Raw genomic sequence first — 21,738 nt, forward strand, 5'->3', positions numbered from 1 at the left:
AAGAGGTAGAGGAAGTGGCCGCCACGCTCGGCGCCAATCGCTTCCAGATCATCAGCCGTGTTCTGCTTCCCGGACTGGCACCGGCCATCGTCACCGGTTTCGCGCTGGCCTTCGCGCGCGGCGTCGGCGAGTACGGCTCGGTTATCTTCATCGCCGGCAACCTGCCCTACAAATCCGAGATCGCACCGCTTCTGATCGTCATCCGGCTCGAGGAATATAATTATGCCGCGGCGACCGCGATCGCGGCGATCATGCTGGCGCTGTCCTTCGTGATGCTGCTGGTCATCAACCTGGTGCAGACCTGGAGCCGCAAGCGCTATGGCTGATCCGGAGATCAAATCCTACGCGCCTCACCACGAAAGCCGCTCGGCGGCGGTAACCGAAAGCCGCCCTGCGCAAGCCGTGCTGATGGCGGTAACGTTTGCGTTCCTCGCCATCTTCCTGCTCTTGCCGCTGATCATCGTCTTCAAGGAAGCTTTCGCCAAGGGCATCGAGTCCTATACACAGGCGCTAGGCGAACCGGATACGCGCTCGGCGATCCGCCTGACGCTTCTGGTCGCGGCGATCTCGGTGCCGCTCAACATCGTCTTCGGCATTTCCGCCGCCTGGGCGATCGCCAAGTTCGAGTTCAAGGGCAAGGCGTTCCTGACCACACTCATCGACCTGCCCTTTTCCGTCTCGCCGGTCATTTCGGGGCTTGTCTACGTGCTCTTGTTCGGCGCGCAAGGCCTGCTCGGCGCCTGGCTGAAAGCGCATGGCATCGTCATCCTGTTTGCCGTGCCGGGCATCGTGCTGGCCACCGTCTTCGTCACCTTCCCCTTCGTCGCCCGCGAATTGATCCCGCTGATGCAGGAACAGGGCAATGGCGACGAGGAGGCTGCCCTGTCGCTCGGGGCCAATGGCTGGCAGGCGTTCTGGTACGTGACGTTGCCCAACGTCAAATGGGGATTGCTCTACGGCGTGCTGTTGTGCAATGCCCGCGCGATGGGTGAGTTCGGCGCCGTCTCGGTCGTGTCGGGCCACATACGCGGGCTGACCAACACCATGCCGCTGCATGTCGAAATCCTTTATAACGAGTACAATGCCGCCGCCGCTTTTGCCGTCGCTTCGCTGCTTGCCGGCCTGGCGCTCGTCACGCTGGTCTTGAAAACACTTCTCGAGATGCGCTACGGCGCCGAGATCGCCGCGACGCGCGGACACTGACAAATGCATGTCGCCCAAAAGTGTGTAGCGGTTTTTGGACAACGACATGCATAAAACAAAGATTTGATGTCGCCCAAAAGTGGGAACCGGTTTTGGGATAACGGCATGCATCAACTACAAAAGGGATTTGCATGGAAGTTCGCGTTGCCAACGTGCGCAAGGAGTTTGAGCGGTTTCCGGCCCTCCACGACGTTTCGCTCGACATCAAGTCGGGAGAACTGATCGCCCTGCTGGGACCGTCCGGTTCCGGCAAGACGACGCTGCTCAGGCTGATTGCCGGATTGGAGCGGCCGACCCGCGGAAAGATCTTCTTCGGCGAAGAGGATGCCTCCCAAAAGTCGATTCAGGAGCGCAATGTCGGCTTCGTCTTCCAGCACTACGCGCTGTTTCGCCATATGACGGTCGCCGACAATATTGGCTTCGGACTCAAGGTCCGGCACGGGCCGTCACGCCCGTCGGCGAAGGAAATCCGACGCCGCGCCTCGGAACTCCTCAACCTCGTTCAGCTTTCCGGTCTGGAAAAACGCTATCCGGCACAGCTTTCGGGCGGCCAGCGCCAGCGCGTGGCGCTGGCCCGCGCCATGGCGATCGAACCGGCCGTGCTTCTGCTCGACGAGCCGTTCGGCGCGCTCGATGCGCAGGTGCGCCGCGAACTGCGCCGCTGGCTGCGCGACATCCACGACGCCACCGGTCACACCACGGTCTTCGTCACCCATGACCAGGAAGAGGCACTGGAGCTTGCCGACCGTGTCGTGGTGATGAGCCAGGGCCGCATCGAGCAGGTCGGCACCGCCGACGAGATCTACGACACGCCGAACTCTCCCTTCGTCTACGGCTTCATCGGCGAATCGAGTTCGCTTCCGGTCAAGGTCGAGGACGGCCAAGTCTGGATCGCCGACCGGCCGATCGGGCTTTCCGCGCCGCACGCACCGCAAGGCGAAGCGACGCTGTTCTTTCGCCCGCACGACGTCGATCTGGTGGAAGAATGCAACGGCTGCATCGCCGGCACCGTCGCCGCCAGCCGCCGCGTCGCCGGCACCAGGCGGGTCGAGCTCGAAATCGGCGGCGAACGTCAGCGGGTCGAGATCGAATTGCCCGTCGATCATCCGGCGGCGCAGAAAAGTCGCGTGGCTTTCAGGCCGCGGCGCTGGAAGCTTTTTCCGGCTGCTTGATCCTCTATCAGGCGCTACACCAGCCAGTTCTCGACCTTCAGGCCTTTGATCCGGTTGAACTCCCCGGTGTTGGCGGTCACCAGGGTAGTTCCAAGCGCACGGGCGTGGGCAGCAATAAAAAGGTCATTCTGGCCGATGGTCTGGCCCCTGCCTTCCAGTTCTGCGCGAATCGCGCCGTACTCGGCATCCACCGGCACATCGAGCGGCACGACGGGAATCTCAGCCAGCAATTCCTCGACCTTCTTGTGCAACTTGGCTGATCTTTTCTTGACGCAGCCATATCGCAGTTCCGACGCGACCACGATGCTGGTACACACGGCGGCGTCTCCCACGCGCAGGACAGCGCTTGCGGCTTTCCCGGCCGGATTTCGGATCATGTCGCTGACAATGTTCGTGTCCAGCATGAACCGCATCAAAAAAATTCCTCGGATTTGACAGGCATATCCTCGACTTCGGGAAAGTCTTCCTCGGCACCGGGCGGCGGCTCTTTCGCCCATTGCGCGAGCAGTGCGGTGAGGCCAGGTTTGCGGACCGGCTCGATGATCAGGCGGTCGCCTTCACGGCTGATCAAGACCTTTTCGCCGGGAAGTTCGAACTCGACGGGAATGCGCACCGCCTGGCTGCGATTGTTACGAAACAGCTTCGCCTCCTTCGGCGGGGTTGTTGAATGGCGGTGTTGAGACATGACAACAGCTCCCTTGTATATACTATTTGCATATGCCAGACAGGGCGGCGATGCAATCGCCTTGCACCGCATTGGCCGGCCGGGAACCATCGTGCACGCCGACGGCATCGGCGCCGCTGCCAAGCTGTCCTGAGACTCTGCTTGAAAGAAAAAACCAGAAATCGCCCACAGCGGGAATATTTCTTCTATCGACAACGTGGAGCGGCCGCTCTGCGTGCCTCGTCGCGCACGATGCCTTGCCGCTATGGTCCGGCATTAAGCTCATGGCATTGGAGCCTGTTTTCATGAAGCGATTTTTGCTTGGCATCGCCACGTTGGCCGGCCTCTTCCTCGCATCCTCCCAAGCCTGGTCGGCTGACAAATTGCTCAATGCTTCCTATGATGTCGGGCGCGAACTGTTTGCGCAGGTCAACAAGGCGTTCGTCGCCGGCCACCCCGGCGTCACCATCGATCAGTCGCATGCCGGAACCTCGGCACAAGCACGCGCCATCGCCGAAGGCCTCGGCGCCGACGTGGTCACGTTCAACCAGGTCATCGACATCGACTTCCTGGTCAAGAAGGGCCTCATCTCCGCCGACTGGCAGAAGGACTTTCCGGACAACGCCTCGCCTTTCTATTCGCTGCCCTCCTTCCTGGTGCGCGCCGGCAATCCGAAGCACATCAAGGATTGGAACGATCTCGTGCGCGACGACGTCCAGGTGATCTTCCCCAATCCGAAAACATCGGGCAATGCGCGCTACACCTATCTCGCGGCCACCGCCTACGCCAAGGAAGCCTTCAAGGGCGACGATGCCAAGGTGAAGGAGTTCGTGACAAAGCTGTTCAACAACGTGCCGGTGTTCGACAGCGGCGGGCGCGCCGCGACCACCACTTTCGTGCAGCGCGAAATCGGCGACGTACTCATCACCTTCGAGTCGGAAACGCGCGGCGTCCGCAAGGAGTATGGCGAGGACAAGTTCGAGCAGGTAACGCCTTCGGTCAGCCTGTTGGCGGAATTTCCGGTGGCGATCGTCGACACGGTTGCAGACGAGCATGGCACGCGCGATCTCGCCAAGACCTATCTCGACTTCCTCTATACACCGGAGGGCCAGGACATCGCCGCCCGCAACGGCCTGCGGGCCCGGGACGCGGCGGTCGCCGCCAAATATAAGGCTGAGTTTCCCGATGTCCGCCTGCTGACGGTGGAGGAGGTCTTCGGCGGCTGGGCCAAGGTCCAGGCCGAGCACTTTGCAGCGGGCGGCCTGCTCGACCAGACTTATGGCAGCCGCTGAGGCGATGTTCCAATTTTGACAGAAGCCGGCTTTGCCGGCTTCTTTGCTTTCGCGCTGCGAAAGGTGATTCTGGCACTTTCCAGGCGCATTCCGTCCAAAACGTTACAAAGAATCAACGCGTTTGTGCCTACCGTGAGAACGGACGGCTTGTTTTCGCGAACGGCTTCGCGTGATCAAACCGTCATGATTTGCACACAAACAGCCGCCAGACGCAGGTGGTTGGGGCTTCATGGGTTGACTCGGGGCATGCTTACCAAAAAAGGCAAATACGGCCTCAAGGCCCTCGTGCATCTGTCGGGCCTGCCGGTCGGCCAGCTCGCATTCGTCAACGACATTGCGGTCGCCAATAACATCCCCAAGAAATTCCTGGATGCCATCCTGGGCGAGTTGCGCAACGCCGGCTTCGTCCAGAGCCGCAAGGGCAAGGAAGGCGGTTACCGCCTTGCCCGGCCGGCTTCCGAGATCAAGATCGGCCATGTCGTGCGTGTCCTCGACGGGCCGCTGGCGCCGATCCCTTGCGCCAGCCGCACCCAATACCAGCGCTGCGAGGATTGCGACGAGGCGACCTGCCAGGTCCGGCACATGATGCTGGAGGTCCGGCAGGCGATCGCCGAGGTGCTGGACAACCGCAGCCTCGCGGCCATGCGCGACGCCGACAATGACGATTTCCCAGTCGAACTGACGTCGCAAATCTAGCGCGCGAGCAGGCTCAAGGCAGTCGCGACGGTGTCGGCGACCGGACGGGTGCCATCCAAGGCCATTGCCGCCTCGTCCGCCGCTGGCGCCTCGAGCGTGGCGAACTGGCTGTCGACCAGGCTTGCCGGCATGAAATGACCCTTGCGATTGCCGACGCGCTGTTTTGCTGTTGCCGGGTCGATCTCCAGGTAAACGAAAACGATATCCGGGCAAAAGCCGCGCAGGCGATCGCGGTAGCTGCGCTTCAGCGCCGAGCAGGCGGCGACCACACCTTGCCCGCTTGCGACCGACGCGGCCATCCGCTGGCCGATCGCGTCGAGCCAGCCTTCGCGCAGCGCGTCGGTGAGCGGCTGGCCGCTCGCCATGCGTGCGACGTTTTCGGGCGGATGCAGCCTGTCGCCTTCGATAAAGACGGCGCCCAATGCCGCTGCAAGCGCTTCGCCGACAACCGACTTGCCGCAACCGGCAACGCCCATCACCACGATGGCGGGTACCGTTCGAACAGTGCTCGCCGGCTTATATGCCACGTCTTTACCGGTCATGCAGGTCAGCGGCTTGCCGGCGCGCGGCCATAGAGCAGCAGCATGGCGACGATGACGACGCCGTAGATGATCTGCCGTCCCGCCTCCGGCATCTGCATGACAGAGAGAATTGACTGCAGAAGCGTGATCAGGATTACCCCGGCGACGGTGCCGAGATAGGAGCCGCGCCCGCCGAGGATCGAGGTGCCGCCGAGCACCACCGCGGCGATCGACGGCAGCAGATAGGCATCGCCCATCGACTGTGCCGCCTTGGAGGCATAGCCGGCCAACAGCACGCCGCCGAAGGCGGAGAGCCCGCCCGAAACCGCAAAGGCGATCATCACTACGCGCCTTGTATCGATGCCGGAAAGATAGGCTGCGCGCTCGCGATTGCCGATGCCATAGACGGTGCGGCCGAAGCCGGTGCGGGTCAGCACGAACACCATTGCGGCGCCGATCAGCGCCCAGATGAGGACGGCGTTGGGCACGGCAGGAACGGCAAAGCCGGTCGCCAGATAGCGCATCGCACCGGTCGCCGAATCCTGCGGCGAGAAACCGCCCGTGTAGACCACCATCAGCCCCTGCGCGACGGCGTTGGTGGCAAGCGTGATGATCATCGAGGGAATGCGCAGATAGGCGACGCCGATGCCGTTGACGATGCCGATCAGAACACCGCAGAAGATGCCGAACGGAATGGCAAGCGCCACGCCGACCGGGCCGTATGCGGCCGCGGCACAGGCCATCATCGCGCCGGCCGCCACCGACCAGGGCACCGACAGGTCGATCTGGCCGAGCAGGATGACCAGCATCATGCCGGTCGCGATGACGCCGAGAAACGACGCCACCTTGAGCTGCTGCAAAAGGTATTCAGGCGACAGGAAGCTGCGCGAATAGAGGCTGCCGAGGAACAGCAGCAGCACGATACAGGCGAACGCCGTCAGCACCGCCGGGTCGGCGCGGCGGAGGAATTTCGGCATGCGGCCGGCGAGACCACTCACAGTCGTTTCGCTCACAGGAACCACTCCAGCCGGTTGCGGACCCGAAACAGGGCGAAGGCGCCGAGGCTGACCGCGATCAGCAGAATGACGCCCTGGAACAGGGGCTGCCAGAGCGGATCGAAATCGAAGACGAACAGCAGGTCGCCGATGGTGCGGAAGGCAAGCGCGCCGAAGATCGCGCCGATGGCGCTGCCCTTGCCGCCGAACAGCGACACGCCGCCAAGCACGACCGCGGCAATCGAAAACAGCGTATAGGCGTTGCCGCTGGCATAGGCCGCATCACCGGTATAGGTGAAGAACGTCAGGAACAGCCCGCCGATCGCGGCAAGCAGACCGGCAAGCGCATAGGCGGCGAACTTTCCACGCCGGATCGGCACGCCGGACATGTAGGCCGCCATCTCCGAGGAGCCGGCCGCATAGGCGGCGCGGCCGAGCACCGACCGGCTGAACGGCACCCAGACGACAAGCACGACCGCCAGCAGCGCCACCAGGCTCGCCGGCACAATACCAAACAGGCGCCCGGTCAGCGCATCGGCGAGCCCTTCATTGACCGAGCCGCCCGGAAACGGCCGAAGCAGCAGCGCAATGCCGAAATAGACCGCACCGGTGGCGATAGTGGCGACGATCGGCTGCAGGCGTCCATAGATGACGATGGCGCCGTTGATTGCCCCGCACAGCAGCCCGGTGCCGAGCACGGCGATGACGCCGACGGCGGTCTCGATGCCGGTGCCGACGACCAGCCACGACGCCAGGCAGTTGGTCAGGGTGAAGATCATCCCGACCGAGAGATCGATGCCGGCGGTGATCACCACCAGCGTTTGCGCCATGGCGACGAAGGCGAGCAGCACGCCCTTGTTCGAGGCCGTCTGCACGACGTTGGCGGTGAAGCCCGCCGGATGGTTCGAGGTGTAGATGACGAACATGACGACGAAGATGCCGAACGCCAGTAGCGTTCCGCGCTGTTCGGCAAGCCAGTAGCGCCAATCCTTCACGCGTCCGCTCCTTGCTTTGGCATCTCTTCGTGAATGTTGAGCGCGCTGGCGATCAGCGCCCGCTCGGTGATTTCGGCGCCGACCAGTTCGCGCTTGACCGCGCCGTCATAGAGCACCAGCACGCGGTCGCAGCAGCCGATCAGCTCGTCATAGTCGGTCGAATAGAAGAGGATCGCCGCACCCTGGTCGGCAAGCTTGCGCATCAACTGGTAAAGCTCCTGCTTGGTGCCGACATCGATGCCGCGCGTCGGATCGTTGAGCAGGATGATGCGCGGCTGCCGCATCAGCCATTTGGCGATGACGACCTTCTGCTGGTTGCCACCGGATAGCGCGCCGACCGGAATGTCGAGGCCGGCGGTCTTGATCGCCAGGAGACCCACCATATCGTCGATCAGCCGCTGCTCGGCGGCGCGATCGATGATGCCGGCCCTGGACAGCCGGTCGAGGGCAGCGAATGAGAGGTTTTCGCGCACCGTCATCGGCAGCATCAGCCCCTCGGTCTTGCGGTCCTCCGGGATCAGCGCCATGCCGATCCGGTCATCGCGCGCCGCGGCCGGGCTGGCGATCGCCACCGGCCTGCCGTCGATCAGGATCTGGCCCGACAGGCCACGCAGCACACCGAAGAAGGCGAGCAGCAATTCGCGCTGGCCTTGGCCGTCGAGGCCGCCAAGCCCGACCACCTCGCCCGCCCCGACCGATAGCGAGACATCGTGCAGCCGATCCGTCCAGGACAGGCTGCGCGCCTCCAGAACCGGCGTGGCTGCGGCAGCCGCCCGCGCGGGCTTGGGCGGAAAGATGTGGCTGTATTCGCGCCCGATCATCAGTTCGACGACCTCGTTGTCGCTTTTTGTACCGGCCGCGTAGCTGGCGACATTGCGGCCATTGCGGAACACCGTGCACTGGTCGGCCAACTCGGCGATCTCGTTCATGCGGTGCGATATATAGAGCAGCGCCAGCCCTTCCGAACGCAGCCGCTTCAACACGGCGAAAACTCTGGCGACGTCGGCCGCGGTCAGCGCCGAGGTCGCCTCGTCGAGGATCAGGATGCGTGGCTTGCGCGCCAGTGCCTTGGCGATCTCGACCATCTGCCTTCTTGAAAGGGGAAGATCCTTGACCAGCGCCAGCGGATGGATATCGGAAGCGCCGGCGCGAGCCAGGGCTTCTTCGGCGATGCGGCGCTGCGCCTTGCGGTCGATCATGCCGAAACGCTTCGGCGGATCGGAAATGACGATGTTGTCGGCAACGCTGAGTTCGGGGACGAGCGACAGTTCCTGGAAGATGCAGACGATGCCGGCCTGGTTGGCAGCGGCCGGCGAAGCGAAGGTAACTTCGCTTCCGTCCAGCATCATGCGGCCCTCGTCGGGCGCGACGACCCCCGCCATGACCTTGATCAGCGTCGATTTGCCGGCGCCGTTCTCGCCGAGAATGGCGTGGATGCTGCCTGGAGTGACCGACAGTTCGGCCTTCTCCAGCGCGCGCACGCCGCCATAGCGCTTGGATATGCCTTCCATGCGGAAGAGCGGAACCGCACCGTCCATCGGCCCTCCCCAGGCGCTTGGCAATCAGGATGTCGAGCGCCGACGCCGCGGGATCTCCCGCGGCGTCGGGCTGTCGGAGTTTACTGGTTTTCCTTGCTCTGGCCCATGATTTCCTGCGCCGTGAAATTGATGCCGCAGGTCGGGAAGGAATTGCCGACGAAGAAATTGTCGGATTGGTCGGGGAAGTAGTCCTGGCCTGCCTTGAAGTTCGGATCCTCGACGATCGCCAGCGGCAGCTTGACCGCTTGCGGCACGACCTGGCCTTCAAGTGCTGCAATCGCCGTCTTGATGGCAACCGCGACCTGCGCCGGGCCGGTGCCGGCCGACGAGCATTTCAGGCCGTCAGCGGCGAACTTGGCGCAGAATTTGCGGAAGCCGTTCTCCGTCTCGCCACCGAACGGCACGAACGGATGCTTGGCATCGATCATCGCCTGCACGATGCCGGTATCGCCGCCCTGTCCGGTAATGCCGTCGAAGGGGCCGTTGGTGGCAATGGCATCGGCCGTAGCCTTTTGCGCAACGCCGTCATCCCACTTGCCGACGACCTCGGTGACATCCCATTTCTTGCCGGAAGCGTCGAGAACCTCGTGGATGCCGTTATGGCGGTCGGTATCGACGGACGTGCCGGCTACGCCGCGCACTTCCAGCACCTTGCCGCCGTTCGGCACGTGCTTGACCAGCCAGTTGCCCCATAATTCGCCAAGGCCTTTCTGGTCGACATTGACATTGATGGCATCCTTGGTGTCGAGGATGTTGTCGAAGGCGACCAGCACCACGCCGGCTTCCTTGGCCCGCTTGATGACAGGACCGAATGCGGTCGGGTTCTGGGCGTTGACGACAATCGCGTCATAGCCGGAATCGATGAAATTGTTGATCGCCGAAATCTGCGCCGGCACGTCTTCGCCGGTCGAGACCACCTTGAATTCCTTGAGCTTGGCCGCGACGTCCGGCTGCGCTGCATAGGCCTTTGCCGTCTGCACCATCTGGATGCGCCATGTGTTGGCGATATAGCCGTTGGCCAGAGCGATGCGGTACGGGCCGTCTTTCTTGGGGAACTTGAAGAACTGCGTATCGGCCGACCAGGGCGCGAAGCAGTCAGGCTCGGCCGATGGCCCCTTGACGATTTCAGGATCGGCGATCGCCGACGAGCTCAGCATGACGAAAGCAGTGGCGGCAACGATACCGCCAACGAGTGACTTGATCATCGATATTCCTCCCAGTTGCAGTTTTGTTTGTTGTTACGCCGATGAATTTGCGCTTTTCCGGCCCGGCACCTCCCGCCGTACCCGTCGCGCGTTCAGGTGGCCGAATGCCGACCCGATCCCCTCCTTTGCTGCCCGGCTAGTCCCGCAAAAACTATCATATTATACATAATAAACAAGCATGAGCTGTCGCTTATGTATAATAAACAGCCCCATCCTCTGAGCGAAGTACTGCCCGGCGATAACTGGTAGCGCTACCATGACGTAGTGTAAAGCGCCATTGCGTTGAAGCGCGCTTCAGCGTGCCGTGCTTTCACGCCGCTTGAGTTCGAAGCCGAGGTCGCGACGACACCTGCGCCACCCGTCGATCCGTTGCATCCAAAACGGCGACAGCGTCTATGAAACGCATTACTGTTTCGTCGCTTTGCGCAGAACAACGCTGGATGTGGGGAGCCAATGATGGAAGGACATATTGATCCAAAACTGGAACACATGTACCGCCGTGGCTACTCAGCTGGCGTATTCGATGTACTGGCGAGCCTTGCGCTCCTTCTTTCCGATGAAGACCGCCAGATTGTGGAGAACTGGGCCAAGAACGACCTTGCCGTCTGGAGAACCATGCGCCTCAATGAAGCGGTTCGGCCTCCGGATTTTCCCATAGGAAGTCGCCCAGATGTTCATGGACCCTGGCCTGCGTAGGTGTCCGAGACCTACTCAGTTCCTCGAACACCTCCGGCGCATCGCGATGGTGCTCGAATACTACCGGATCGCCGGACCCTTTTTTCGAGCTTTCAGCGCGCCGTGCTTTCACGCCGCTTGAGTTCGAAGCCGAGGTCGACGACCCGCTGTTCCGGCCTGTTGCCTTCGATCGCCGCAAGCGCCATGGCGACCGCCCGCCGGCCGATCTCGTAGCGATACGTCCGAACGCTGGTGACCGACGGAAAAGCCACCTCCATCATGTCGAGATCGTTGAAGCCGACGATGCCGATCGTCTTCGGTACGGCGATCGAAGCGCGGTGGCATTCGAACAGCACCCCGAGTGCTATATCGTCATTGTTGCAGAACACGCCGTCGAGGCTCGGCACCTTGGCCAGCGCGTCGCGGAACAATTCGCGGCCGAGGGTGACGCTGGAGGGCACCGGCGTGGTGGTGGTAAGCCGCGCATCGAACAGGCCGGCCGCCTCCATCGCCGCGCGATAGCCGGCCAAGCGCCGCTGCGAACGCGGATCCATGCGCGCGCCGATGAAGCCTATCCGGCGATAGCCTGCCTCGATCAGATGTTCCGCAGCCGCCCTGCCGCCCTCGAAATGTGAGAAACCAACCATCATGTCGACCGGATCGGGCCCGGTCTCCATCACCTGCACCACCGGACAGCCCGCCGTTTCCAGCAGTTTTCGCGAGGCCGGCGTCTGGTCGATGCCGGCCACGATCAGCGCCGCCGGGCGTTGCGGGCCAAACACCTGCAGCAGCCGCTCTTCCTCGAGGCCGGAATAGTGGGTGTTGCCAAGCTGGATCCGGAAAGGGCCGTCCGACAGGCTGTCGTAGATGCCGCGCACCACTTCGGCAAAGACGTTGTTGGTAAGCGACGGCACCAGAACGCCAAAGACCTCGGCGCGCGCCGAAGCCAGCGCCCGCGCATTCGGGTCGGGCACATAGCCGAGCTCGTTCACGGCCGACTCGATCTGGCGGCGCAGATCTTCCGAGACACGCCCCGGCTCGCGCAGGGCGCGCGATACGGTAATGGCGCCGACGCCGGCCTTGCGGGCGACATCGGCGATGGTCGGGCGGCCGCCGCCGCGGCGCGTGCGCGGCTTGATCACCATACTGGTCCCGAGGCCGGGCAACCGCCCAGACGCGACCGTGAGACGATGTTCAGGGTCTTTGCCACTGCTGCCTTGCCAACCTGGCCCGTTGCCACACCTTGTCTGGCGTCGCGCAGCCTTCGGCTATTGTCAAGCGACGGCGGAGAGACTGTATCCGTACCGCTGTGCTTCAGGCCGCCACAGCAGCGCTGCGCCGGGCCTTCCACAGCAGCAGCACCATGGCCAAAATATTCAGAAGGTTCCAGGCAATGCCGTTGAGGAACGCGGCGGCATAGGAGCCGGTCAGATCGTAAATCCAGCCCGACATCCAGCCGCCGATCGCCATGCCGAAGATGGTCGCCATCATGACGATGCCGACGCGCTGGCCAGCCTCCTTGGCTGGCATATATTCGCGCACGATGATCGCATAACAGGGCACGATGCCGCCCTGCGACAGGCCGAAGACCAGCGAGACGACATAGAGCGAGGCAAGCCCGTCGAACGGGATATAGAACAACAGCGACAGGCATTGCAGCATCGAACCGATCAGCAGGGTTTTCACGCCGCCGATGCGATCGGCAAGGAAGCCCGAGCCTAGCCGGCTGACGACGCCCGCCGCCAGCATGATCGACAGCATATCGGCGCCATGCGCCACGCCGTAGCCGAGATCCATGCAATAGGCGACGATATGGACTTGCGGCATCGACATCGCCACGCAGCAGCCGAGCCCGGCCACGATGAGCAGCGCCTGCAAGGCCGCCGGCGACAGGGAGATCGGCTGGACCACGCGGCTGCCCGGCGATCCCGGAGCCGCCTGGGGCGGTGCGCCGCGCCGGAGCAGCAGGATCAAGGGCACCATGGTGACCAGGCAGACGGCGCCGATCGCGGCATAGGTGAAGCGCCAGCCTTGCGCCTGCATGACATAGGGCATCGCCGTCGGCCAGATCGCTCCGGCGAGATAGTTGCCTGATGCGGCAGCAGTCACCGCGACGCCGCGGCGCCGGTTGAACCAGTGCGAGATGTCGGCGATCAGCGGCCCGAAGATCGCCGACGAGCCAACGCCGATCAACAGGCCCTGGACGAGGGTGAACTGCAGGATCGAACTGGTCAGCGACGCCAGCAGGAAGCCGGCGCCAAGTGTAATCGCGGCAATCAGCGCCGGGATCCAATACCCCATGCGGTCGATGGCGCGGCCGAACAGCACATTACCGGCGGCAAAGCCGACCATGGTCGCGGTGTAGGGCATCGAGGCAGCGGCGCGGTCGACGCCGAATTCTGCCTGCACGGCAGGCAGCACCACGACCACCGCCCACATGCCGACCCCGCCGATCGTTGCCAGCAGCATCGAGATGCCCAGCCGTATCCAGGCATAGGCACTGTCGATGCCGGAACTTCCTGCCTGGCTTGAGACGATTGGGGTCAAGAGCGTTTCCTGTCCGCAGTTCTTGAATCGGCGGTTCTGACCACTATCGGCGCATTCGCATCGCCGAGCAGCGCCACGACAGGCAAATCCGTGGCTCCAGGGATTCGGGCCGAAGTGGAACAGGGGTGCGCCATAAGGCGTTTTCCGGCAACGACCTAGTGGAAGGAGTTTGCCATGACCGCGCAACGGAAATGGTCCGCCGACGTCACCGAGCACAGCGACGCGCTGGACCTCGAGGAACACATCTTCGAATCCCACGATCCCAAGAAGATCGCCGCCTCTTTGAAGCGATCGGCCGAGCACAGCGACCGACGCAAGGCAGGGCCGTTTCAATCCGCCATGTCGATGCTGAATTTCTACATCAACCGCGCCGGCAAGAACCTGCCGGCGGCGCAGAAGAAAGTGCTGGAGGACGCCAAAGACGAGCTGCGCGCCCTTTTTGGCCGCCCAAAGGAAGATTAGGGTCGGTCTCCATTAATTGGTTCTGCCAAATTCGGCTGAACTGGACCTAGTGACAGGGCCTCTTTGTCGCCAGTCTGCAGGCTCGGCTTGTATTCCCAAGCCCGCAAAAGCCTGGCGTCATGACGGTCACGATCGGCATCAATCCCATCACCTGGAGCAATGACGACGTTCCGGCGCTTGGCGGGGATACGTCCTTGGAGACCTGCCTGTCGGAAACGGCGCTGGCCGGCTACCGCGGCACCGAACTCGGCGGCAAATTTCCGCGCCAGGCTGAAGTGCTTGGGCCGCTCCTGTCTTCCTATGGCCTGGAACTCGTCTCCGGCTGGTATGATGGCCGCATTCTCGACCGCACGGTCGACGAGGAATTCGCGGCGATCACCCCACATCTTCAGCTGTTGCGCGACCTTGGCGCCAGGATCGTCGTCTACGCCGACACCTCGCGCGGTCGCCATGACGGCATTTTCGCACCGATCTCCGAGCGTCCGCGCCTCGCCGACAGGGACTGGCCGTCCTATGGCGAGAAACTGACCGCCCTCGCCGACCGCATGGCCGCATTCGGGGTCGGCATGGCCTTCCACCACCACATGGGCACCATCGTCGAGACGGACGATGAAGTCGACAGGCTGATGGCGGCGACGGGCCGAAGCGTCGGCCTTTTGTTCGATACCGGCCACTGCCTGTTTTCGGGCGGCGACCCGCAATCGCTGCTGCAACGGCATCTCGACCGTATCGTGCATTTCCATTGCAAGGATGTTCGCAGGGCGATGCTGAAACGGGCACGCCGCGAGGACATGAGCTTCATGGCGGCGGTAATGGACGGCATTTTTACCGTGCCCGGCGACGGCTCGGTCGATTTCCTGTCATTGCTGAAGCCCCTCGCCGCGCGCGGCTATGAAGGTTGGCTCGTTGTCGAGGCCGAGCAGGATCCGGCCAAGGCGCATCCGCTGACCTATGCCAGCAAGGGCTATTTCTCGCTGCTCGCCACCGCCCGCGAGGCCGGCTTCGAAGTGGCGACGCGGCAGGCAAACTGACCGGCCCGCATTTGCGAGCCGGGGGACACGATGAGCGCGCGCCGCGATGGGGTTAGCGACGCGAAAGCGCCCGGCGATCCGCGCCGCCTTGCTCCCTGCGCGGCGCGGATCGCAGAATCCCGGCTCTGGATTGCAAACCCCGACTTTCAAGCTTGAGGCCGACCGGAAGCCGTGCCTTGATGCAACCGAGGAGGAGCGATATGGCTTTCGAAGCTGCGCTTGGCATGGAACGGCTTTGCACCATCCGCGAGATTGCCGAGAAGGCGGAACTTGGCGCCGCCACCGTGCATCGCGCGCTGAAGAACAGCCGCGAGATCCGTCCCGAAACCAGGCGGCTGGTGCTCGACACCGTCTGCCGGCTCAACGAGGAAAAGATCGCCCGCGCCGCCCGGTTCGTCGGGGGATAGTGCCTTGCCCGACCACATGCGCCTTTCCCTCGACATCATGTCGGTCGACCGCGCTTCGGAAGAACCGATGCATCGTCAGATCTACGGCGCCTTGCGACGCTTCATTCTTGACGGCCAGATCCCGCAGAACACGCTGCTGCCGTCGACGCGCTCGCTGGCCGAAGATCTGAAGGTCGGGCGCAACACGGTCATCGCCGCCTATGACCAGCTCCTTGCCGAAGGTTTTATCGAGGCGCGTGCCGGATCGGGCACCTGGGTGGCGCCGATCCAGCAGAACCGCCCCTTGGCATCCCTGCGCGCCGGACTGGCAGCGCCGCAAAAGCTGTCGCGGCGCGGTCAGACCATCGTCAACGGCCCGCAACCGCCGCGTAATGCCGGCGTCATCAATTTCCATCCCGGCGTGCCTGAAACGGCATCGTTTCCGTTCACCATCTGGTCAAGCCTTCTGGTGCGCAATGCACGCAGCCGCGACGATAGTCTGCTTGGTTATCTCTCCTTTGCCGGTCACCCCGGCCTGCGCCAGGCCATTGCCTCGACCATCGGCCTGTCGCGCGGCATCAGTTGCACCGCCGACCAGGTGATCATCGTCACCGGTGCGCAGGCAGCGCTCGATCTGGTCTCGCGCGTGCTGATGGACGAAGGCGACCATGTCTGGATGGAAGAGCCCGGCTATCTCGGCGCCAAAAGCGCCTTTCTCGCCAGCGGCGCCAAGCTGGCACCGTTGAAGGTCGACCGGCGCGGCTGGCATCTTGCCGATCCGGAGCTGCCGCCGCCGCGGCTAATCTATGTGACGCCATCCTGCCAATGGCCGTTCGGCACCATCATGCGCATCGAGGAGCGGCTGCAACTGCTCGACATCGCCGAACGCAACGGCGCCTGGATCGTCGAGGATGACTATGACGGCGAATACCGGTTCCGCGGCCGGCCGGTGCCGGCGCTGCGCGGGCTCGACCATGCCGACCGCGTCGTCTATATCGGCAGCTTCGGCAAGACGCTGATTCCGGCGCTGCGCATCGGTTATCTGATCGTGCCGCGCGAATTGTCGGTTCCGTTCGACCGGGCGGTGAGCATCACCGGCCAGTTCGCGCCGCTGATCCTGCAGGCAACGGTCAACGACTTCATCATGCAGGGCTATTTCGCCACGCACCTCAAGCGCATGCGCCGGCTCTACGCGCGCCGGCAGGCGAACTTCGTCAAGCTGTGCCAGGAGCATCTGGCCGAATGGCTGATCGTCACGGAAAACGATTCCGGCATGCAGCTGCTGGCGAGCTTCGTCAGGCCCTATAAGGACAGCGACGTGGTCGCCGCCGCCCTCAAGGAGGGGCTCGACGTTCAGGGCATCTCCATCAACTATCATTCCACTGAGCCCGAGCACGGCCTGCTGCTCGGCTATGCGGCGATGGACGAACGCCAGATCCTGCGCGCCGTTCTGGCGTTGCGCGCCGCGTTCCTAAGATTGGATAGAAGCTAGAGCCAGGCTCTCCATCTCGTTCACCGCGGGGTTGAGTCGGTCGCCCGCAGTGATTAGGAATATGGGGCGTCGGTCCTTGTTTTCGGCGTTCGCGCAAAGCGCGCTTCCCAAGGCCGAACCTCCCCGAAAACCAGAAGCATGCCCACCGCCGGTATTGGCGGGCAACGCATTCATCTGAACCATGAGGATTGCCATGAGAACCGCATCCTGTGCCTGCGGGCAACTGAGGATCTCCTGTAACGGAGAGCCGCAGCTGGTCGCACAGTGCCACTGCCTCGACTGCCAGAAACGGACCGGCAGCACATACGGCGTCGCCGCCTTCTTTGCGCGCGACAAGGTAGAAGCCGAAGGCGACGCCAGTACCTACAGGCGATCAGCTCGGAGCGGCCACCATGTCACTTTCCATTTCTGCCCGGGCTGCGGCTCGAGCGTCTTCTGGGAGCCCGAGCGAAAGCCTGAATGGATCGCCGTCGCGGTCGGCTGCTTCGCCGATCCCGCCTTTCCGGCCCCGGCGCATGTTGGGTGGGAAGACCGGCGTCATCCCTGGGTTTCCGGTTAGCGACGCCAACCCGCCAGCGCAGCGCTTTACCTTACTGGTTGATCTCGGGTTCAACGAGCTTCGCCAGATTTCGCAGCGACTCCTGCCAGCCGAGATAGCAGGCCTCAACCGGGATGGCGTCTGGGATACCTGCCTGCGTGATATTCACTTCGGTGCCGACCGACACTTTCTTCAATGTCACGGTCACCTCGATCTCGCCGGCCAGGTTGGGGTCGTCGAACCGGTCGGTGTAACGCAGTCGCTCATTGGGCACGAGCTCGACATATTCGCCGCCGAACGAGTGGCTGTCGCCGGTGGTGAAGTTGCGGAAGGACATTTTGAACGCACCGCCGACTTTCGCCTCGAAGTGATGAACCGTGCAGGTGAAGCCGTTCGGCGGAAGCCATTTCGCAAGTGCATCCGCTTCAAGGAACGCGCGGTAGACTTTCTCCGAGCTGGTTGTCAGAACGCGGTGCAGCCGTACGGTGCCGGGCATATCGTTAATCCTCCGTGTTGGTGATCGATGCCCCCTAGGACGAGCGGAGCCCGGCCTATCCGACACGGGCCTGCGGATTTTTTGGCGGCCGGTTATGCCGGCCGGAATCCTCGGCCGGCCACCGGGCAAGGAACTCGACCGCAGGGTAGCAAACCGCGCCGGATCTGGTCTAGTTCACACTGTCGAACTTCTGCAGATCAACCGGTGCCGCCTTGCGCAATTCGATATCATCGAGCGAAGCATTCTCCAGCGCCACCCGCGCCGCCGCGTCGATGTTGTGGATCATGTCCTGAATGTCGGTATCGCTGTGCGCCGGGTTCATGGCGACCATCACGGTGCGGTTGAGGATGTCGAGAGAGCGCTTGCCGAGGTCGTCGGAATAATCCAGCCGCAGGCCCTGGTTCTCGGGCAGTGCGTAAGGATTGAGCGCCGGATGATGCGCGCCTTCATGCATCAGCACCTGGTCCCACTGGGTGAAATTGTGACGGCCGGTCTTGCCGGCAACGACGCTCGGAATGGTCTTCGAAAAAGTCTGCGCCGCCTGCTCGCTCGGCAGCAGGTACATCACCTGTGCGGCACAATCGTCGTCCGCGCTGTTCATCGGCGACGGCGTCAGCCCAAGATTGCTAAGGTGGCGGGTACCGGCCAGCACCGTCTTCTTCTCGACCCGCATCGCCTCGATGATGCCGTCCAGCCGGTCGAGTTGGACGTTGAGCATCGCCCCCATCAGTTCGGAAGCACGCGCGCCGATGCCGGCGAAGGGTTTTGATGCTGTCGCTTCTGCCCTGCCAGTAGAAATGGCAAGGGTCGATGGCGCAGCGCGCCCGCTCCGCCACTTTCGGGTCGCTGGTGGCGATACCGCCGCCCTCGCCCGAGGTCATGTTCTTGAAGTAGTTGAAGGAATAGGCGCCGGCATGGCCGATCGAGCCGAGCTTGCGGCCCTCATAGCCGCCGCCGATGCCTTGGCAGACATCCTCCAGCACCAGCAAGCCGCGCTTGGCAGCAATGTCCATGATCGCATTCATGTTGCAGGCCGCGCCCCACATATGCACCGGGATGACCGCCCTGGTGCGCGGCCCGATGGCATCGCGCAGGGCGATGGGATCGATGGTCAGGCTCTCGTCGATGTCGACGATGACGGGAATGGCCCCGACCGACAGCACCGCGGTCGCTGTCGCCATATAGGTGTGCGCCGGCACCAGCACTTCGTCCCCCGGGCCGATGCCGAGGCCGATCAGGCCGGCGGCGAGCCCATAGGTGCCGCTGGCGGCCAGCGCGAAATGCTCGACGCCAAGATGCTGCGCATAGCGGGCCTCAAAGCGGTCGCATTCGCTGTCCTTGCCGTAACGAAACAGCGCGCCCGAGCGGATCACCCTGGCAATGGCTTCGATTTCCTCTTCGCCGGCGGTGTACATGACAGGCCTCCAGTCACTTGATAATGTGGGTCACTTGATAATGTGGTCGCTTGATGGTGTGGACAGCTGTAGGCTTGTCGGCACGGTTTGAAAGAACCACTCCGCCGCTATTCGACCAAGCCATCTGCGCCCGGAAGACGGTTCCTATGACTGGTTTTGAACCGTGATTGGGGAAATCGGCAGCTAAGTGTCTCAGCCGGCAGGCAAATCGTACCCATCCGAATTCGCCAAAGTGGCCCTGTCGGAAAGGCAGGTTTCGGCGTTCCATTCCGGCCAGTTGGGCAAACGGTTGGTTCCATGAAATACGGGACACACTTTGGAAGACCCTGGAAACCGGCGTGCCGGCGGAAAGGCGGCCGTTCGTGAACGCCGCCGGCTCCAGCAAACGGATCGTACTCCACGAGGACGATGTCGGCATGTGCCACGGCGCCAACAGCGCCTTCCTCGAATTGAGCGGGCTGGGTGTCTGCAGTTCCGGCGCGGTGATGGTGCCGTGCCCGTGGTTCCTCGAAATGGCCGAAAGCGCCGCCGCCAACCCTGGCCTCGACCTCGGCGTCCACCTTACGCTGAACAGCGAGAAGCAGCACTACAAATGGCGGCCGTTGACCGCGCCGTCGCGGGCGGCCGGCTTGACCGACGAGTTCGGCTTCTTGTGGCCGGATGTGGCGACCACGCGCCGCAAGGCGGTGCCGCAGGCGGTCGAGGCCGAGCTTCGCGCCCAGATCGACACCGCCTATCGCGCCGGCATCGACGTCACCCATCTCGACGCGCATATGGGAGCGGCATTGTCGCCGGAATTCTGCAACATCTACATCAAGCTCGGGCTCGAATATCAACTGCCCGTGCTGCTGACCAAGACGCTGTCCGCCTATTCCCCCAACGACAATCTGGTCGGCGTCACCGAGGAGGCGTTCCAGCGCGGCGTGGCGCTGGCCCGTGCCGGCGGCTTTGCCATTTTCGACGCCGCCATCCAGACGACCTAGGGCCGGCCGCGTTCCAGGCCGATCGAGCCGGCTTACAAAGCGCTCATCGACGGTGTGCGCGACGGCCTGACCTTCTTTTGCCTGCATTGCAACGCGCCCGGTGAACTCGAGCTGATCGAGCCGCGCTCCGCCTACATCCGCACCGAAGAGTACGAACTGTTCCGCGACCAGGGCTTTCGCGACTGGCTCGCCGCACAGCCGATCGACGTCATCGGCATGAAGCCGTTGCGCGAGGAGCTTCGCGTAGCGCTCTCGGCCGGGCGATTATCAACAACAGCCCGCGGCAACACCACGGGCGAGCAGCGATTGGCGTCGGCAAAGGCCCGCAAAGCGGCCACCCGATCCGCGACGTGAGCCGATCGTCGCGGCCGGAAAACGGCGCCAGAGGGATTGGAACTGCAACGACAAATGGGAGAATAAGATGAAAACTCTTCTGAAAGTGGCATTGGGCGCCTTCGTTTCGGCGGGCCTGATGACAGGTATTGCGCATGCCGCGGGCCTCAAGGATCCGAAGGACGTCCGCATCACCTTCGTGGTGCATGGGTCGGCGTCCGATCCCTATTGGTCGGTGGTCAAGCGCGGCGTCGATGACGCGGCCGCCCTTACCGGCGCCAAGGTCGAATATTACGCACCGCAGGTCTTCGACGTGGTCGAGCAGGCCCGGCTTCTCGACGCCGCTATCGCCACCAAGCCGGACGGTATCGCCGTCTCCATCGCCGACGCCAATGCGCTCGGCAAATCGGTCAAATCCGGGCTTGCCGCCAATATTCCCATGGTGGTTCTGGATTCCGGCGAAAAGGAAGGCGCCGAGCTCGGCACGACGCTCTATGTCGGCACCGTTTCCGAATATGATTCCGGCAAGAAGGCCGGCGAGCGGCTGGCCAAGGAAGGCACGCTCAAGGTCGTCTGCATCAACCACGAGGTCGGCAATGTCAGCCTCGACCAGCGCTGCCAGGGCCTCAATGACGGGCTGAAGCCCTCCGGCGGCGGCACCGAGGTTCTGGCCGTGGCGCCCGATCCCGCAGACATCCAGCGCCGCACGGAAGCCTATCTGTCGGCGCATCCCGACACGCAGGCCGTCTTTGCGCTCGGCGCCACCGCCGCCAACCCGCTGATCCCGATGTTCCGCGACAAGGAACTGTTCGGCAAGCTCAAGCTCTACACATTCGACATCAGCCCGGAGGTCCTCGATTCGGTCGTGGCCGGCGAAATGGGCTTCGGCATGGATGCCCAGCAATATCTGATGGGCTATCTGCCGGTGATCTATCTGGTCGAGCAGGCGACGCACGGCTTCTGGCCGCAGAACAACGCCTATACCGGACCGCTGTTCATCGACTCGCCGGAAAAAGCCAAGGCGATCCTGGCGCTCGCCAAAGAGGGCATCCGCTAGGCAAGCGCTCCGACGGAACGGGAGAATGCGCCAAGCGCTCTC

The 21,738-nt window shown here is 63.2% G+C and carries 26 protein-coding genes; 13 read left to right on the forward strand and 13 right to left on the reverse strand.

Features of this window, described 5'->3' with window-relative positions; genetic code table 11:
• The 3 genes from NKH90_RS29855 to NKH90_RS29865 all read left to right on the forward strand — a co-directional run.
• On the forward strand, nt 1–326 hold a 326-nt coding region (locus NKH90_RS29855; RefSeq protein WP_352822704.1), incomplete at its 5' end, for an ABC transporter permease subunit.
• Complete coding sequence (gene cysW, locus NKH90_RS29860) at nt 319–1,203, forward strand: sulfate ABC transporter permease subunit CysW (RefSeq protein WP_352822707.1); 885 nt, start codon at nt 319–321, stop codon at nt 1,201–1,203. The genes NKH90_RS29855 and cysW, both read left to right, overlap by 8 nt.
• Nucleotides 1,204–1,334: 131 nt before the next feature.
• Nucleotides 1,335–2,375 (forward strand): sulfate/molybdate ABC transporter ATP-binding protein, encoded by a 1,041-nt coding sequence (locus NKH90_RS29865; protein ID WP_352465240.1) that lies wholly within the window; start codon nt 1,335–1,337, stop codon nt 2,373–2,375.
• A 14-nt stretch (nt 2,376–2,389) separates the two neighbouring features.
• Here NKH90_RS29865 and NKH90_RS29870 read toward each other — a convergent pair whose 3' ends face one another.
• Both NKH90_RS29870 and NKH90_RS29875 read right to left on the reverse strand, forming a co-directional pair.
• Entirely contained in the window at nt 2,390–2,788 is a 399-nt protein-coding gene (locus NKH90_RS29870) for a type II toxin-antitoxin system VapC family toxin (protein ID WP_352473512.1), read from the reverse strand.
• A complete protein-coding gene (locus tag NKH90_RS29875) occupies nt 2,788–3,060 on the reverse strand; it encodes an antitoxin (protein ID WP_352473543.1) in 273 nt (90 codons plus the stop codon). The genes NKH90_RS29870 and NKH90_RS29875 overlap by 1 nt, the downstream gene beginning before the upstream one ends.
• A gap of 284 nt (nt 3,061–3,344) precedes the next feature.
• Between NKH90_RS29875 and NKH90_RS29880 the strand changes: the two genes are divergently transcribed.
• Complete coding sequence (locus NKH90_RS29880) at nt 3,345–4,331, forward strand: sulfate ABC transporter substrate-binding protein (protein WP_352473511.1); 987 nt, start codon at nt 3,345–3,347, stop codon at nt 4,329–4,331.
• A 246-nt stretch (nt 4,332–4,577) separates the two neighbouring features.
• A complete protein-coding gene (locus NKH90_RS29885) occupies nt 4,578–5,027 on the forward strand; it encodes an RrF2 family transcriptional regulator (protein WP_006202816.1) in 450 nt (149 codons plus the stop codon).
• Here the strand turns inward: NKH90_RS29885 and NKH90_RS29890 are convergent.
• The 8 genes from NKH90_RS29890 to NKH90_RS29925 form a co-directional block, all read right to left on the reverse strand.
• Nucleotides 5,024–5,569: a gluconokinase gene (locus NKH90_RS29890; protein WP_352491071.1), complete on the reverse strand. Its 546-nt coding sequence runs from the start codon at nt 5,567–5,569 to the stop codon at nt 5,024–5,026. The genes NKH90_RS29885 and NKH90_RS29890 overlap by 4 nt on opposite strands.
• 5 nt (nt 5,570–5,574) lie before the next feature.
• Nucleotides 5,575–6,561 carry an ABC transporter permease gene (locus NKH90_RS29895; protein WP_352465244.1) on the reverse strand — a complete coding sequence of 329 codons (987 nt, stop codon included), beginning with the start codon at nt 6,559–6,561 and terminating at the stop codon, nt 5,575–5,577.
• Complete coding sequence (locus tag NKH90_RS29900) at nt 6,558–7,538, reverse strand: ABC transporter permease (RefSeq protein WP_352465245.1); 981 nt, start codon at nt 7,536–7,538, stop codon at nt 6,558–6,560. Before NKH90_RS29900 ends, NKH90_RS29895 begins: the two co-directional genes overlap by 4 nt.
• Complete coding sequence (locus NKH90_RS29905) at nt 7,535–9,076, reverse strand: sugar ABC transporter ATP-binding protein (RefSeq protein WP_352456244.1); 1,542 nt, start codon at nt 9,074–9,076, stop codon at nt 7,535–7,537. Before NKH90_RS29905 ends, NKH90_RS29900 begins: the two co-directional genes overlap by 4 nt.
• Before the next feature lie 80 nt (nt 9,077–9,156).
• A complete protein-coding gene (locus NKH90_RS29910; protein ID WP_352473506.1) occupies nt 9,157–10,281 on the reverse strand; it encodes a sugar ABC transporter substrate-binding protein in 1,125 nt (374 codons plus the stop codon).
• A 507-nt stretch (nt 10,282–10,788) separates the two neighbouring features.
• Complete coding sequence (locus tag NKH90_RS29915) at nt 10,789–10,959, reverse strand: hypothetical protein (protein ID WP_352750391.1); 171 nt, start codon at nt 10,957–10,959, stop codon at nt 10,789–10,791.
• 110 nt (nt 10,960–11,069) lie between these two features.
• Nucleotides 11,070–12,101 (reverse strand): HTH-type transcriptional regulator GntR, encoded by a 1,032-nt coding sequence (gene gntR / locus NKH90_RS29920; RefSeq protein ID WP_352491069.1) that lies wholly within the window; start codon nt 12,099–12,101, stop codon nt 11,070–11,072.
• A gap of 169 nt (nt 12,102–12,270) precedes the next feature.
• Nucleotides 12,271–13,503, reverse strand: coding sequence for an MFS transporter (locus NKH90_RS29925; RefSeq protein ID WP_352822709.1), 1,233 nt, complete (start codon nt 13,501–13,503; stop codon nt 12,271–12,273).
• 174 nt (nt 13,504–13,677) lie between these two features.
• Between NKH90_RS29925 and NKH90_RS29930 the strand changes: the two genes are divergently transcribed.
• The 5 genes from NKH90_RS29930 to NKH90_RS29950 all read left to right on the forward strand — a co-directional run bounded on the left by NKH90_RS29930 (nt 13,678) and on the right by NKH90_RS29950 (nt 17,433).
• The gene (locus NKH90_RS29930) at nt 13,678–13,965 is read left to right on the forward strand and encodes a DUF3175 domain-containing protein (protein ID WP_023675825.1); all 288 of its coding nucleotides are present in this window, start codon (nt 13,678–13,680) and stop codon (nt 13,963–13,965) included.
• A 119-nt stretch (nt 13,966–14,084) separates the two neighbouring features.
• Nucleotides 14,085–14,996 (forward strand): myo-inosose-2 dehydratase, encoded by a 912-nt coding sequence (gene iolE, locus NKH90_RS29935; protein ID WP_352822712.1) that lies wholly within the window; start codon nt 14,085–14,087, stop codon nt 14,994–14,996.
• Between the two features lie 200 nt (nt 14,997–15,196).
• Nucleotides 15,197–15,403 (forward strand): LacI family DNA-binding transcriptional regulator, encoded by a 207-nt coding sequence (locus tag NKH90_RS29940; protein ID WP_352453276.1) that lies wholly within the window; start codon nt 15,197–15,199, stop codon nt 15,401–15,403.
• Between the two features lie 4 nt (nt 15,404–15,407).
• Entirely contained in the window at nt 15,408–16,874 is a 1,467-nt protein-coding gene (mocR, locus tag NKH90_RS29945; RefSeq protein ID WP_352740684.1) for a rhizopine catabolism transcriptional regulator MocR, read from the forward strand.
• A 193-nt stretch (nt 16,875–17,067) separates the two neighbouring features.
• Nucleotides 17,068–17,433: a GFA family protein gene (locus NKH90_RS29950; RefSeq protein ID WP_352465253.1), complete on the forward strand. Its 366-nt coding sequence runs from the start codon at nt 17,068–17,070 to the stop codon at nt 17,431–17,433.
• Nucleotides 17,434–17,464: 31 nt separating this feature from the next.
• Here the strand turns inward: NKH90_RS29950 and NKH90_RS29955 are convergent, their stop codons facing one another.
• From NKH90_RS29955 to NKH90_RS29965, 3 genes are all read right to left on the reverse strand, one after another.
• On the reverse strand, nt 17,465–17,908 hold the full coding sequence (locus NKH90_RS29955; RefSeq protein ID WP_352465254.1) for an SRPBCC family protein: 444 nt from the start codon (nt 17,906–17,908) through the stop codon (nt 17,465–17,467).
• 169 nt (nt 17,909–18,077) lie between these two features.
• Nucleotides 18,078–18,626 (reverse strand): Rossmann-fold NAD(P)-binding domain-containing protein, encoded by a 549-nt coding sequence (locus tag NKH90_RS29960; protein ID WP_352822717.1) that lies wholly within the window; start codon nt 18,624–18,626, stop codon nt 18,078–18,080.
• On the reverse strand, nt 18,535–19,323 hold the full coding sequence (locus NKH90_RS29965; RefSeq protein WP_352822719.1) for a DegT/DnrJ/EryC1/StrS family aminotransferase: 789 nt from the start codon (nt 19,321–19,323) through the stop codon (nt 18,535–18,537). Before NKH90_RS29965 ends, NKH90_RS29960 begins: the two co-directional genes overlap by 92 nt.
• A gap of 362 nt (nt 19,324–19,685) precedes the next feature.
• On the opposite strand from NKH90_RS29965, the gene NKH90_RS29970 reads away from it, so the two are divergent.
• The 3 genes from NKH90_RS29970 to NKH90_RS29980 all read left to right on the forward strand — a co-directional run bounded on the left by NKH90_RS29970 (nt 19,686) and on the right by NKH90_RS29980 (nt 21,696).
• Nucleotides 19,686–20,306 (forward strand): ChbG/HpnK family deacetylase, encoded by a 621-nt coding sequence (locus NKH90_RS29970; protein WP_352822721.1) that lies wholly within the window; start codon nt 19,686–19,688, stop codon nt 20,304–20,306.
• A gap of 54 nt (nt 20,307–20,360) precedes the next feature.
• Entirely contained in the window at nt 20,361–20,660 is a 300-nt protein-coding gene (locus tag NKH90_RS29975) for a hypothetical protein (protein WP_352822724.1), read from the forward strand.
• A gap of 67 nt (nt 20,661–20,727) precedes the next feature.
• Nucleotides 20,728–21,696: a rhizopine catabolism ABC transporter substrate-binding protein gene (locus NKH90_RS29980; RefSeq protein ID WP_023675817.1), complete on the forward strand. Its 969-nt coding sequence runs from the start codon at nt 20,728–20,730 to the stop codon at nt 21,694–21,696.
• Nucleotides 21,697–21,738: the final 42 nt, after the last annotated feature.

The organism is Mesorhizobium sp. M0898 (assembly GCF_040319695.1).
Taxonomy (GTDB): Bacteria; Pseudomonadota; Alphaproteobacteria; order Rhizobiales; family Rhizobiaceae; genus Mesorhizobium.

Coding starts and splice junctions, on each gene's coding strand:
- cysW (WP_352822707.1), top strand. CDS start 319: ATGGCTGATCCGGAGATCAAATCCTACGCGCCTCACCACGAAAGCCGC.
- NKH90_RS29865 (WP_352465240.1), top strand. CDS start 1,335: ATGGAAGTTCGCGTTGCCAACGTGCGCAAGGAGTTTGAGCGGTTTCCG.
- NKH90_RS29870 (WP_352473512.1), bottom strand. CDS start 2,788: ATGCGGTTCATGCTGGACACGAACATTGTCAGCGACATGATCCGAAAT.
- NKH90_RS29875 (WP_352473543.1), bottom strand. CDS start 3,060: ATGTCTCAACACCGCCATTCAACAACCCCGCCGAAGGAGGCGAAGCTG.
- NKH90_RS29880 (WP_352473511.1), top strand. CDS start 3,345: ATGAAGCGATTTTTGCTTGGCATCGCCACGTTGGCCGGCCTCTTCCTC.
- NKH90_RS29885 (WP_006202816.1), top strand. CDS start 4,578: ATGCTTACCAAAAAAGGCAAATACGGCCTCAAGGCCCTCGTGCATCTG.
- NKH90_RS29890 (WP_352491071.1), bottom strand. CDS start 5,569: ATGACCGGTAAAGACGTGGCATATAAGCCGGCGAGCACTGTTCGAACG.
- NKH90_RS29905 (WP_352456244.1), bottom strand. CDS start 9,076: ATGGACGGTGCGGTTCCGCTCTTCCGCATGGAAGGCATATCCAAGCGC.
- NKH90_RS29910 (WP_352473506.1), bottom strand. CDS start 10,281: ATGATCAAGTCACTCGTTGGCGGTATCGTTGCCGCCACTGCTTTCGTC.
- NKH90_RS29915 (WP_352750391.1), bottom strand. CDS start 10,959: ATGAACATCTGGGCGACTTCCTATGGGAAAATCCGGAGGCCGAACCGC.
- gntR (WP_352491069.1), bottom strand. CDS start 12,101: ATGGTGATCAAGCCGCGCACGCGCCGCGGCGGCGGCCGCCCGACCATC.
- NKH90_RS29930 (WP_023675825.1), top strand. CDS start 13,678: ATGACCGCGCAACGGAAATGGTCCGCCGACGTCACCGAGCACAGCGAC.
- iolE (WP_352822712.1), top strand. CDS start 14,085: ATGACGGTCACGATCGGCATCAATCCCATCACCTGGAGCAATGACGAC.
- NKH90_RS29940 (WP_352453276.1), top strand. CDS start 15,197: ATGGCTTTCGAAGCTGCGCTTGGCATGGAACGGCTTTGCACCATCCGC.
- NKH90_RS29950 (WP_352465253.1), top strand. CDS start 17,068: ATGAGAACCGCATCCTGTGCCTGCGGGCAACTGAGGATCTCCTGTAAC.
- NKH90_RS29955 (WP_352465254.1), bottom strand. CDS start 17,908: ATGCCCGGCACCGTACGGCTGCACCGCGTTCTGACAACCAGCTCGGAG.
- NKH90_RS29960 (WP_352822717.1), bottom strand. CDS start 18,626: ATGCTCAACGTCCAACTCGACCGGCTGGACGGCATCATCGAGGCGATG.
- NKH90_RS29965 (WP_352822719.1), bottom strand. CDS start 19,323: ATGTACACCGCCGGCGAAGAGGAAATCGAAGCCATTGCCAGGGTGATC.
- NKH90_RS29980 (WP_023675817.1), top strand. CDS start 20,728: ATGAAAACTCTTCTGAAAGTGGCATTGGGCGCCTTCGTTTCGGCGGGC.